At 56.0% G+C, this 12,109-nt stretch carries 15 protein-coding genes; 4 read left to right on the forward strand and 11 right to left on the reverse strand.

Annotated features, from left to right (window positions below):
- Both PHW69_07865 and PHW69_07870 read left to right on the forward strand, forming a co-directional pair.
- A partial coding sequence (locus PHW69_07865; GenBank protein MDD4005101.1) for a bifunctional 5,10-methylenetetrahydrofolate dehydrogenase/5,10-methenyltetrahydrofolate cyclohydrolase occupies positions 1–705 on the forward strand: 705 nt, incomplete at its 5' end.
- 17 nt (positions 706–722) lie between these two features.
- A complete protein-coding gene (locus PHW69_07870) occupies positions 723–1,403 on the forward strand; it encodes a hypothetical protein (GenBank protein MDD4005102.1) in 681 nt (226 codons plus the stop codon).
- 278 nt (positions 1,404–1,681) lie between these two features.
- On the opposite strand, the gene PHW69_07875 is transcribed toward PHW69_07870, so the two are convergent.
- The 4 genes from PHW69_07875 to PHW69_07890 form a co-directional block, all read right to left on the reverse strand.
- A complete protein-coding gene (locus PHW69_07875) occupies positions 1,682–2,293 on the reverse strand; it encodes a hypothetical protein (protein MDD4005103.1) in 612 nt (203 codons plus the stop codon).
- 88 nt (positions 2,294–2,381) lie between these two features.
- Positions 2,382–3,098, reverse strand: a complete 717-nt coding sequence (locus PHW69_07880) for a glycerophosphodiester phosphodiesterase family protein (GenBank protein ID MDD4005104.1) — start codon at positions 3,096–3,098, stop codon at positions 2,382–2,384.
- Positions 3,098–3,910 carry a PHP domain-containing protein gene (locus PHW69_07885; protein ID MDD4005105.1) on the reverse strand — a complete coding sequence of 271 codons (813 nt, stop codon included), beginning with the start codon at positions 3,908–3,910 and terminating at the stop codon, positions 3,098–3,100. Before PHW69_07885 ends, PHW69_07880 begins: the two co-directional genes overlap by 1 nt.
- Positions 3,911–3,915: 5 nt before the next feature.
- Positions 3,916–4,140, reverse strand: a complete 225-nt coding sequence (locus PHW69_07890; protein MDD4005106.1) for a NifU family protein — start codon at positions 4,138–4,140, stop codon at positions 3,916–3,918.
- 92 nt (positions 4,141–4,232) lie between these two features.
- On the opposite strand from PHW69_07890, the gene PHW69_07895 reads away from it, so the two are divergent.
- Both PHW69_07895 and PHW69_07900 read left to right on the forward strand, forming a co-directional pair.
- Positions 4,233–4,730 (forward strand): ATP:cob(I)alamin adenosyltransferase, encoded by a 498-nt coding sequence (locus PHW69_07895; GenBank protein MDD4005107.1) that lies wholly within the window; start codon positions 4,233–4,235, stop codon positions 4,728–4,730.
- Positions 4,731–4,883: 153 nt separating this feature from the next.
- Positions 4,884–5,369 (forward strand): hypothetical protein, encoded by a 486-nt coding sequence (locus PHW69_07900; protein ID MDD4005108.1) that lies wholly within the window; start codon positions 4,884–4,886, stop codon positions 5,367–5,369.
- A 369-nt stretch (positions 5,370–5,738) separates the two neighbouring features.
- Here the strand turns inward: PHW69_07900 and PHW69_07905 are convergent, their stop codons facing one another.
- From PHW69_07905 to glmU, 7 genes are all read right to left on the reverse strand, one after another.
- Entirely contained in the window at positions 5,739–6,233 is a 495-nt protein-coding gene (locus PHW69_07905) for a hypothetical protein (GenBank protein ID MDD4005109.1), read from the reverse strand.
- Between the two features lie 178 nt (positions 6,234–6,411).
- Positions 6,412–7,746 (reverse strand): clostripain-related cysteine peptidase, encoded by a 1,335-nt coding sequence (locus PHW69_07910; GenBank protein MDD4005110.1) that lies wholly within the window; start codon positions 7,744–7,746, stop codon positions 6,412–6,414.
- A 178-nt stretch (positions 7,747–7,924) separates the two neighbouring features.
- On the reverse strand, positions 7,925–8,143 hold the full coding sequence (locus PHW69_07915) for a hypothetical protein (GenBank protein ID MDD4005111.1): 219 nt from the start codon (positions 8,141–8,143) through the stop codon (positions 7,925–7,927).
- A 41-nt stretch (positions 8,144–8,184) separates the two neighbouring features.
- Entirely contained in the window at positions 8,185–8,763 is a 579-nt protein-coding gene (gene pth / locus PHW69_07920) for an aminoacyl-tRNA hydrolase (GenBank protein ID MDD4005112.1), read from the reverse strand.
- A gap of 3 nt (positions 8,764–8,766) precedes the next feature.
- Positions 8,767–9,459, reverse strand: a complete 693-nt coding sequence (locus PHW69_07925; GenBank protein ID MDD4005113.1) for a 50S ribosomal protein L25 — start codon at positions 9,457–9,459, stop codon at positions 8,767–8,769.
- Between the two features lie 20 nt (positions 9,460–9,479).
- Positions 9,480–10,412 (reverse strand): ribose-phosphate pyrophosphokinase, encoded by a 933-nt coding sequence (locus tag PHW69_07930; GenBank protein ID MDD4005114.1) that lies wholly within the window; start codon positions 10,410–10,412, stop codon positions 9,480–9,482.
- 18 nt (positions 10,413–10,430) lie between these two features.
- On the reverse strand, positions 10,431–11,831 hold the full coding sequence (gene glmU, locus PHW69_07935) for a bifunctional UDP-N-acetylglucosamine diphosphorylase/glucosamine-1-phosphate N-acetyltransferase GlmU (protein MDD4005115.1): 1,401 nt from the start codon (positions 11,829–11,831) through the stop codon (positions 10,431–10,433).
- Positions 11,832–12,109 lie beyond the last annotated feature (278 nt).

Genomic DNA, 12,109 nt, shown 5'->3' on the forward strand with positions numbered 1-12,109 from the left:
GCCTGCCGCGCGCTTGGCATGACCGCGCAGGCGGTGACTGTCGCGGCGGACTCCGAGCCGGACGGTTTTGTGGAACTGGTCCGGCGGGCCGGAGCGGATCCGGACAACGACGCGCTCCTTATTCCCCAGCCCTTGCCGAAACGGCTGAGGAGCAGCGCGTTGTGGGCCGCGCTGGAGGCTTCGAAGGACATAGACGGTGCGTCCGTGGTCAATATGGGGCGGCTGTTCAAGGCAAACCGCTATGACGAAATCGCTGCGGAAGATTTTTTTGTTCCCTGCACGGCCCTTGCGGTTACCCGGCTTCTCCGTTATCATAATATACAGCCCGCGGGCCGCAGTGTCACCGTGATAGGCCGTTCCGCCACAGTAGGCCGGCCGCTTGCGCATCTGCTCGCCTGCATGGATGCGACGGTAACGCTCTGCCACTCCAAAACGCCCGATATAAAGGCTGCGGCGAAAGAGGCGGATATTCTGATTTCCGCGGTCGGCAGCGCGCGGTGGCTCGGCGCGGACATGGTTAAACCGGGCGCGGTGGTGATTGACGTGGGCACCAATCAGGATGCGGCGGGCAAATTCTGCGGCGACGTTGATTTTGACGCCGTGGCGCCGGCCGCCTCGGCGATAACGCCGGTGCCGGGCGGGGTGGGGCCGGTTACGCTGGCATGCCTGCTGGAAAATATCGTCCGCTCGGCGCAGCGCGCGTAGCGGGGCCGGAGGGGATTATGAGAATAAAAACTTTGGCGGTATTAAGCATCGGGCTGATGTTTCTCGCCGCCGCGGTGCCCGCGCATGCAAAAAGAAAAAAATACGATATTCCGCCCTGGGACGAAAATGTTTCGGAATACAAGGCCAATTCCGATACCGGCAGGAGCGGCTATGTGTTTAACAGCAAACATGAAGTCATAACCGAAGATATGCGCAAGGCGGACGAAAAGGCGCAGGCCGAGCTGGAAAAGAAGTGCAAAAAAAAGAAAACCGGCGATTGCGGGCCTGCCCGGAAAAATTCCGCGGCATTTGTGTTTGAAAAAACCGCCGGAACGGCGGCCTATAAATTCGACGAGGACGGAGATATTGTTGTTTCAACGGAGGCTGTGTCTTACGAAGGCGGCGAAACGGGCGCGGCGGGCAGCAGGCCCCGGCTGGCCGACTGGCGCAAGGGCAAGCAGTCCGGTAATAGTGCGGCGGGCGCTGCTGGCGCGGCTGGCGGCGGAGCGGCCGGACTGGGGGGCATGGCCGGCCTGCTGGGCGGTAAAGACGGCGGAGATGCCGGCGCAATGATGAATAACATTATGAAAAACGCTGGCGGCGGCTCCGGCGGAAGCGGCGGGGCCGGAGGTATTGATGTGCAGCAGCTTATGAAACAGATGCCCGCGGGCGCCATGCAGGGCGGCGCGGGCAAATAGATGTCCGTCCGCGCGCTGGCGGCGAACGGACACGGTAAAACTCCCCCGGCTGTGTCAGCGGTCTGCCGGTGGTTATTGAGTTTTGCCGGCAAAGCGGGTTTTTTCTTTCCGGCTTCGTTTGCTCCGCTTGCACAGTGTCATGCGCGCCATTTCCCTGCTTGAGCCATGCCATGCCGGCAATCGTTATGCCGTGCCGGCGGCTCCGGGTTTTTTGGCGGAATTTATAAAAAGAACGCCGCTGTCAAAGCGGCGTTCTTTGTTTCAGCGGATATTAAGTTCTATTTGCCGTCAGGTTTGACGCGGTCGAGCAGTGTCTGCAGGCGGCCGTTTATGAAATCAAGGTCGGACAAATATTCTTTTGCCTGCCCGACTGTCTCGGCGGTTTTTTCACAGAGCCTGTGGAAGTCGGTTGTATAGATAGTGTCTTCTGTGGTAACAGGTTTGAGGCTGTTTGCCAGCTGATCGAGCGCGGTTGCTTTGTCCATCAGCTGCCGGGCTTGCGCGCGCTGGTTCTGCAGCGCCTGCATTGCTTCCGTAACTTTATTGTACGCATTTTCCGTTTTCGGAACGCGCATGTCAAGGCTGTAAGCTAGCGGAACGGACATGCGGCCTATGTCCAGCCGGCTTACGAACATGTCGGTAGCGGCTTTGGTGACCAGGTCAATATTGATCCGGTTTGGCCTCAGCGCATTTTCGTTTAAGTGCGCGGCAAGCTGGTCAATGCGCTGTGTGTTTCTCTGCATTATTTCACCGTAATATACGGCTCCGGCGCTGACTTTGTCCATCAGAGCGCAGAATTTGTTTTCATCGGCCTGTTCAGCCGACATGGCTGGCATGCCCATTAATGGAGCCATGGCAAAAACTGCCAGCATACATTTCAATATTCTCATGATTTATTCCTCCTCCTATTTGATTCCTCTCCTATAGGCTAGAATAGTAAAATCCACATTACCGCGCAAGGGCCAAAGGTTGCAGATATTATCTTTGCAGCGCGGGCAGCTTAAGGCGGGGATCATTTATAAAAACCCCGTCCGCGCCGCATTGCGCCGCGAATTCCAGCTGAGGGCGGTCGCTGATGGACCAGACCAGTATTTTCAGTCCTGCGGCGTGCGCCTGCTCCGCCCTCTCCCGGGAGATAAAGCGTATGCTTATGTTGATGCTTTCCGCGTTCAGTTCAAGCGCGGTTTGCAAAGCCCGGTCAAACGGTTCGGTTTTAATCAATACGCCCAGCCGCAGGGCGGGATCGAGCGAACGGATAATCCTTAAGGAAGAATAGTTGAAATTTGACACTACAATGCGCCCGTGCCCGTTTCGCGCGGCAAAATCCGCCACGGCGCGTTCGATGCCGGGATAGCGGCCCGCATCGTTTTTTATTTCTATATTGACATTCGCGGTTTCGGGAATTATTTCAAACACTTCGTTTAAAGTCGGCGCGCGGCAGGGCTCGGTTTCTTCCGCTGAAACGCGGCGAATAGCGAGCGAGCGGATTTCCGGCAGTGTCAGTTCGCTTATTTCCCGGTCAATGCCGGCCGACCGCGTAAAATCGTAATCGTGGTGAACCAGAAGGTGGCCGTCTTTGGTGAGGTGGACATCCAGTTCGTACCAGTCCAGCCCCGCTTCGGCCGCCAGCTTAAATGACGGGAGCGTGTTTTCCGTTCTCAGCAGTGGCGCGCCCCTGTGCGCGATATAAAGCATCAGAAGAAAAGCTCCCGGAGTTTATTGAAGGTTTTTTCCGGCACCCGGATTCCGGCCGTTTTTTCGCGGCCGGAAGCTGGCCCGTGATAATCCGAGCCGCCGGTCATGAAAAGGCCGTATTTTTCCGCTATTTTCTCCAGCTTGCCTGACATGGAGGCGGTGTGCAGCGGATAATATACTTCTATGCCGGCGAGTCCGGCGGTGGTCCAGGCCGGGAAATCCCAGAACGACTGCACTATCCCCGGATGCGCCAGCACCGCTTTGCCGCCGGCCGCCGTGATCTGGGCGATCGTTTCGGCAATTCCCGGCCCGAGGCTTGGCGCATAACCCGGTTTTCCGGGTACCAGATATTGGCGGAACGCCAGCTGGCGGGTGCTGGCCAGCCCCTTTTTTACCAGCAAATCCGCCACATGCGGCCGTGATATTGACTCATGCGCGGTCGCCGCCACTTCCTCATAAGTTATGTCCGCGCCCGCGGCGGCAAGTTTGCCGGTGATTTGACGGACCCGGGTTTTACGGCTTTCCCGGCAGAACTCCAGAAATGCGGCCAGGCCGGGATGGTTCGGCTCTATGCCGTAGCCGAGTATGTGCAGATGGTCGTGCAGGCTGGTGCTGATTTCCACGCCCGTGATGAACGGCAGGCCCGCCTCGGCGGCGGCCCGGGCGGACTCGGCGACTCCGCCCACCGTGTCATGATCCGTCAGCGCAAACATTTCAACCCGCCTGCGCACGGCATGTTTTACAACGGACTCCGGCGATGAAGTGCCGTCCGAGAAGTGCGAATGGGTGTGCAGGTCCGCCAGCCGGTGCATTGCTGTCAGGCCCGGATTACTTCGGTTACTCCGGGCACCGCTTCCTTGAGTCTGGCTTCCACGACCGCTTTAAGCGTCATCACCGCGTGCGGGCAGCAGCCGCAGGCTCCGCGCAGCGAAACTGTTACCTTGCCGGTTGCTTCATCAACGGAAATCAATTCAATATCGCCGCCGTCCGACTGTAGCATGGGCCGTATCTCGGCGATAACCTGTTCAACCTGTTTTTGCATAAGTGCTCCTTGAAGAATTCGCCTGTTTCTGGTTGCAACAGGACTTTAACAAGTATATTAAAATATATTGCCGCGTTTGCTACAATACTCTTATGAGTGAACAGGGTGACAGAGGCTACACCGATCTGCCTTTTGAAAAGGGTGTGCCCAAACATGACGGGCGCATCCGCGCGCTTGCCGCGCTGGACGAGATGATGGCGTTTCTCGGGCTGGTGCGCGCGGAGCTCGGCATCACGGCGGAAGCGGCCGGCGTTGTGGACATCGCCGCCGACATAAACCAGATTCAACGCCAGCTTGTCACCGTTTCGGCCCATGTGGCGGGATTTGCCAAACCGGAATCTGTTGACCAGTTTTCAGGCTGGCTTGAAAGGCGTGCTACGGAACTGGATGCGCGGCTTGAGCCGTTGCGCGAGTTTATCCTGCCCGGTGTTAACCGGACAGAAGGGTTTCTGCACTGCGCGCGCGCCAAATGCCGCGAATGCGAAACCCGCGTGGCGGATTTGCAGGACTGTGAACCCGTTATCAAATATGTTAACCGGCTGGCCAAGTATCTTTTCAATGCCGGCCGGATTGTGGCCGGAAAAGCCTGAAAACGGGCTAAAATGCAGTTCTGTATTTAGGAGTTGGCCAGGAATTTGAAAAAATCCGGGCAAAAACCGGAAACTTCTGCTATAATATTCCTGTTATGCGCCCGGGTTCGGGTGCGGAGTTGTCGGTTTATTTCTGGCATCCGGGTTGGATTTATGAAGAAAGTGCTTGCAACAGTAATGTTTTTGGCGTTATGCGCGGCGGGTGTTTTTATATATCCGCAGGTGCTGAAAGAGGCGTTTGCCCTGTCCGGCCGGATTGAAATGACACCGCGGCTTGCCAGGCTGGTTGATGCGCGGCCGAATATGCAGTGTTTTATAATCGTTAAAAACGCGGGTGATATTCCGGTGGCGGTTAAGCAGGTGGTCAATCCGCGGTTCCCGATGAATTTCACCATTGATAAAAGCGATCTGACGCTGTCAGATGCGTCAAAGGGGCCTTTTAAAGTGGAAGTGCAGGTCAATACGCACGGAGAGGCCGGGAGTCTTAAGGCCGGGGATATGTTCGGTAACGCCGATGTGTCCGCCATCGTGCGCGCGAACAATGTGTGCGTTACTGTGGACAAGATGATGGGTGTGCCCAGACTCGTTGCCGATTATAAGGACAACTCGATGCGGATATTCAAATATGCCGCCCGTTAATCCTTTCCGATACCATTTAAAGAACCCTTCGGCGTTGCCGGGGGGTTCTTTTTTCAGGCCGGTGAATTTTATCAGTAAACTGGCAGGAACCCGCAATCAAACTGGACAGGAGATCTGACGCTGCATTCAATCCCGCGCCAGTGACTGTTTTCCTCAAGCGTCAAGCGAATTCGCAAAAAATGCGGCCTCATGCATGGAAGTTAACAACCGGAGTGCTGTCTAACAACCGGGGTAAGGTCAATCCAGATAACAGCGAAAAAACTTTTGCGGCAGGGAGCATGTGTTTTTGTCTTGCGGCGGTATTAAATGCAAAAGGAAGCTCCGTAAAATACGGAGCTTCCTTCAAGAACAGAAAATGCTAGCTATGTTCTAGCCGTATATTATCATATACTTGAACAGCTGAAACATGCCGGTACCAATAGCAAGTATTATTACGGTTGTACAAATTGTTTCAACAATCATTTTCCCGCCACTGACACCGGCTACATTCGTTGCCAGCTCTTTGTCATAGACTGTTTCAACCTTTTTGCTACCTTCTTGCATCATGTAGACGGCGTTGGAATCAGAAAGAACCAGCGTCTTGCTGTTGCCGAGTTTGGTAGACAGCTTTATGTCGTTCTGTTTTGCATATTTGGCAACCATAATCTGGATCTTTTCCTGATTCTGCGCCTGAAGTTTCAGTGCCTCAGCGCTTTCAGGGTTGTTTGCCAGCAAGTCTTTTAGCTCGGTGACAGCTTTTTGCTGGGTTTCGGACATCACTGCGGGGGGCTGTCCTGCGCTAAGGCTCGCGCTGAATGCCGGCATAACGGCAAATAACGGGCTTAGAAGACATGATACCACTGTTACTACTTTTCCTTTTACCATACTATCCTCTTACCATACTATCCTCCGTTCGGATATGTTCATCTTGATGATTCCACTTGGGCGATTTCCGCTTATAGCATACCGCTTAATATTTATTACTGCATGAGCATTCGGGTCCAATTTTTATTAGTACTTTCGGGCAATGCCCGGAGGCACGTTGTCCGGAATAAACCGTGAACTACTCAACCCACTTCGCCGGATTCGGCATATCTTCCCGCAACAGGTTATTGCGCTTGAGCCAGCACAGGAACAAATACCAGCCGGATTGCTGGGCAAAAGCCGACTCCCTGTAGCCGCGCCGCAGCGTGGTGCCGGTCGGCACATAAATACTTAGTCCGTTAGCCTGCTTGAAACGGCGCTGTTTATTTATTACCAGCAGCCGGTCTTTAAGCAGAGTCAGCAGGCTGGCGCTGGCTGATTGCAGCACGGGATCAGAGGTGTTTCGCATCACAAGGTCCCCAAAATGGTGAAGGTCCAGAAATTCCGGTTCGTCAAATCTTCTGGCTTTGCGCAAAGCCACGCGCAAACAGCGAATTGAATCCGGCGAATTCCTTACCGCTTCGGTCCAGGTCTTGACCGAAACGGCCAGATTGTCCATTTCCGACAGGCGCAGCGCCGAAAGTGTTGTGCGTTTGCCATTATATCCGATGCCGCCTTTGCCAGCTTTACCCGCGTATAACTTGGCGAAAGTTTCCACGATAACCGTACCAGCTTCTTCGGCACCCATCCCAGGGTTGGCGCGCAGCAAATTGATGTTTGCTGTGTAGTCAAACCCGAGGTAAGGCATAATGGCTTCCGAACCCACCATTACCTTGACCGCGTCTTTCAAAACATAAGCCACTTCCGCCATCTGCATTAAACATGCATCGGCGGCAAAGACATCCACGCCGCCGATCCGGGCGAGCGCTTTGCCCAATTCCGTCAGTCCGATTGCGTTGCGGGTTAGGTTGTCTGGAGAAATGTAATACATACCGTCGCCGTGCGAGATCATGATCAGCATGTATTTTTTTGCGGGGAAATTTGTCTTGGCCCACTTGCAGAACCGCACCAGGTGGCGGTAGCTGCCCATATCGCCATAAGGTTCGCCGGGCAACGGGATGGAGGTTATCTTGCGGGGATCGGAATCGCTTGTAACAAAAAATCTCCGTATCCCGCGCCAGGAACGCAGTCTTTTAAACCGGAGTTCTTTGTCGTTCACCATTCCCAGTTCAAGCACGATATTGACATCCGCGCCGGGTGCGGCGCTTTCCATAGCGTTCACTGCGGTAAACGCCTGAAATGCCAGATCGTTTTTGCCATTTACAAAAGCCATCACTGTCCACTCGCGTTCCGGCTGCGGCAGTGACATGGTGATCCCGGAATCAATAGCTACGGGGGCTGTTTTAGGCCAGGCAACACGGATCCCCGCCGGCTTATGGAGCTGTTGTGCCGCCGCAGGCAATTTCTTCGCTATCGCAGGCGAAAGCGCCAGCGTTGCTATAGCGGAAAATATTATGGCAGATTTAAATCTCATAATCAGTCCTCACAGCCGTATTTCTTTTATCATACTAAACGGTCGCGGTAATTGCGTGGGCCAAAGGATATCGGAATGCCTGGGTCTAAAGTCGCTGTTGATTGAGGCCGGTTCCGGCCGGGAAGGCAGGTGCGGCGCATTATCAAGGATATTGCTGCAGCGCGTGCGGAATGCCCGCCTATCTGCCGAGCGCGCTGTAGCCGGAATAGAGAAGGAATGTGCCGACAAGAATAAGGAACAGGCCCCATTTTTTGCGCTCGAGCGCCATATAGGAATCGTTCAGAATGGTGTTGCGGATCACTTCGTTGATCCGCCAGATGACTTCCGGCCGCACCAGATAGCCCAGCCCGACAAGGCACAAAACAAAACCCGCGAGTATTTTAAGGAATATAATCATATCGCTCCAGTCACGAAAAGGCCCGGCAGTTTAAACGGCGCCTATCCGGCGTTGAATTTGTTCATGGCGGGTTCAAGCCCCTGCTCCGCGATAAGCCGCACCGCGTCAAGCGCGGTTGCCAGGCCGGCGTTAAAAAGGGTTTTTTCATCCGGTTTGAAAGCGGAAAGCACAAAATCCGCCGCGTCCATGAAACCCGGCTGCGGGCCGATCCCCATTCTCAGGCGCGCTATATCCTGCGTGCCCAGGTGCGCGATGACGCTTTTCATGCCGTTCTGGCCGCCGGCGGAGCCGGTCTTGCGGATCCGGATTTTCCCGCACGGCAGCGACAGATCGTCAAAACACACCAGCACATCCTGCGGCGGTATTTTTTTAAACCGCACATAACTGCTTACCGCCAGCCCCGAGTTGTTCATATAGGTAAGCGGCTTGAACAGGCAGATTTCCCTGCCCGCCCAATCCGCCCGGGCGTATTCGCCGGAATTTTCCCAGGATTTCCAGGGCCCCGCGCCAAGACTTTCCGCCAAAAGGTCCGCCAGCATGAAGCCGGCGTTATGGCGTGTCCCCGCGTAACGGGACCCCGGATTTCCCAAACCTGCTATAACCAGCTGCCGTCCGCTCAAGCGTTACTTCTTGGCCTGAGTTTTTGCGGCGGCCGCGGGAGCGGCTTTTCCGTCAGCCGCGGGAGCGGCTTTCCCGTCGGCGGCAGGTGCGGCCGCTGCGGCTTCGCCTTCCGCTGCGGCGGGCTTGGCTTCTTCTTCATAATTCTTCGGCAGGACCAGATGCACCACCGACCGGTCGCCCGGGGTAAGCACATCCACATCCTCGTTAAGCGGCAGGTCGCGCACATAAATCGCTTTGCCCATTTCAAGCCCGGAGATGTCAACATTGATCACTTTAACGATATCTTTCGGCAGGCAGCGCATCTGAATCCGGCGGATGCTGTGTTCCACCAGCGCGCCGCTGATTTTAACGCCGACCGGAATGCCGGACAGCGTGACCGGCACGCTTATTTCCACTTTCCGGGTGTCGCTCAGCCGCAGAAAATCAACATGGATTGGCATGTCGGTCACCGGGTGATACTGCACCGCCTGCACGATGGCGTTCATTTTCGCGTCCGCCATTTCGATTTCGGCGATTGTGTTGGCGCCGTGTTTCATGAGGTTGTGCAGCTCTTTGCCCGAAAAGGTGATTGAGCAGGGCTCTTCGGTTCCGCCGTAGATGATGCCGGGCAGCTTGCGGTCTTTCCGTATTTTGCTCAGCGCGCCTTTTCCGCCCGAGCAGGTTCTCTTTTCAGCAGAGAGTTTTACTGTTTCCATTGTTTCCTCCGTACTGCAAATCAAATAAACATTTCGCTGATTGACAGCCCGTTGTGGTTGCGGCGTATCGCTTCGGCCAGAATCGGCGCGACCGACAGGCAGACCACTTTGCTCCCCAGGTTTCTGTTCTCGGGAATGGTGTCTGTAATAAGCAGTTTTTCAATCTGCGAGTTTTCTATTTTTGTGACGGCGTCGCGCGACAGCAGCCCGTGTGTGCAGGCCGCCAGTACGCGTTTGGCGCCACGTTCTTTTATTGCGTTGGCCACCGCGGCGAGAGTGCCGGCGGTGTCCACCAAATCGTCGAATATGATGGCCGTTTTGCCCGCCACCTCGCCTATTACGTTGTAAACCACGGCCTCGTTGGCGCGGGGCCGGCGCTTGTCCACAATGACCAGATTGCATTCCAGCTTGCCGGCGAAATTGCGCGCCCGCTCCGAGCCGCCTACGTCGGGCGAAATTACCACCCGGTCGGTTATGTGCTGGGAATGGATATAGTCCACAAATACCGGCCGGCCCTGCATATGGTCAAGCGGAATATCGAAAAAACCCTGCAGCTGGCCCGCGTGCAGGTCAATCGCCATGACGCGGTTGGCGCCGGCGGTGGTGATAAGGTTGGCGATCAGTTTCGCCGTTATCGGCACGCGCGGCGCGGCCTTGCGGTCGGCCCGGGCGTACCCGAAATACGGTATCACGGCGGTTATGCGGCCCGCGCTGGCGCGCTTGAGCGCGTCAAGCATGACCAGCAGTTCCATCAGGTTCTCGTTAATGGGCGGGCAGGTGGGCTGGAAAACATAGCAGTCGCAGCCGCGCACGTTTTCCAGTATCTGGCAGTCAATTTCACCGTCGGCGAACCGGCCCATCCTGATCTGGCCCTGCTCCACGCCCAGCAGCGCGCAGATGTCGCCGGCGAGTTTTTTGTTCGCGTTTCCGGAAAACAGCTTGAGTGTTCCCATACGGTTTACGGTAGACATTTAAGGTCTCTTTTTATAGCGCCCTTCTTTTACCACCTGACGCGCCCGCGCGATCGCAAGCGCCTCAGCCGGGACATCGTCCGTGATGGTGGAGCCCGCCGCAATATGCGCGCCCTCCGCCACGGTGACCGGCGCCACCAGATTGGTGTTGGAACCCACGAACACCCGGTCGCCCAGCACGGTTTTGTGCTTGCCGACCCCGTCGTAATTGCAGGTGATGGTTCCCGCGCCGATATTCACTCCGCTTCCTATTTCCGCGTCGCCGATATAGCTTAAATGATTCACTTTCGAGCCGGCGCCGATTTTTGCTTTCTTCAGTTCGGAAAAATTGCCCACATGCGCGTTCTGCGCCAGCTCGCAGCCGGGCCGGATATGCGAGAACGGCCCTATCGAGCAGCCCTGTCCGATCCTGCTTTCCAGCAGCACGCTGGAAAATTTTATTTCCACTCCGTCCGCCAGTTCGCAGTCGGTTATATGGCAGTTCGGCCCGATCATGCAGTTTTTCCCGATCACGGTGCCGCCGCAGATGTGTGTGCCGGGAAAAACCACGCTGTCGCGCCCGATTGACACGCCCTCGTCAATGTAGGTGGCGGCGGGGTTTTTTACCGTAACGCCGTCCGCCATAAGTTCGCGCAGTTTGCGCGCGCGCAGCAACTGTTCCGCTTCCGCCAGCTGAAGCCGGCTGTTAACGCCAAGAATAAACTCCCGGTCCGGTGCGGGCACCGCGGCGATTTTGAGTCCGGCGCCGGCCAGCAGGCGCACCGCGTCGGTGAGATAAAATTCGCGTTTCGGGCCGTTCGGCTCCAGCCTGTTTATTACCGTTTTAAGGGCTTCGGTCCGGAAAATGTACATGCCGGAATTGATTTCCGTTATTCTGGCGGTTTCAGCGTCGGTTTCCGTCTGCTCGACGATGGCGGTGATAAAACCGTCCCTGTCCTTGACGATTCTGCCGTACCCGTGCGGATCAGGCACCTGCGCGGTCAATATGGCCGCCGCCGCGCCGGAGCCGGCGAATGCGGCGTAAAATCCGTCCAGCAGCGGCGCGGTCAGCAGCGGCGTGTCGCCGCACAGAATCAGAACCTCCGAAAACCGGCCTATAAACGGCATCGCTTCCTGCACCGCCCGGCCCGAACCGGTCAGCTGCTGCTGCAAAAAAATTTCCACGGGCGCGGTTATGCCCCATTTGGCGGAGCCGGTTTCGACGGCCTGCCGGGCAAGCCCGGCTTTATGGCCCACGATAACCCCGATCGCTTCCGGTTTTATGGCGTCAGCCGCGCGCAGGATATGCCCGATAATCGGGATGCCCGCCGCTTCATGCAGGACTTTCGGCAGTTCCGATTTCATCCGGGTGCCCAGTCCGCCAGCCAGTATCTGTACGCAGAAGCCGTTTTTTTTCGTCATATAAATAAACATCCGCCGCCCTGAGAGTGGTTGGCAGGGCAGAATCCGGACTTTATGTCGCTGCGGGTTTCGCCGGCCCGGCGCCGGAACGTCCCGGCACAAAATGCGGATGCTTTATTTTAGCAAATTCCCCGCCTGCGCGGCAACGCGCCGTATTGCGCAAGCTAAAATCTTACCATAGGGCATATCATTGCGCAATTTACTATCTAACCCAAGTAGGGACAGTTTTACAGTTCCACAAGGGGCGGATAATGACACCTAAAACCCGTATGGAATAC

The sequence above is a fragment of the Elusimicrobiaceae bacterium genome, from assembly GCA_028700325.1.
GTDB lineage: Bacteria > Elusimicrobiota > Elusimicrobia > Elusimicrobiales > Elusimicrobiaceae > JAQVSV01.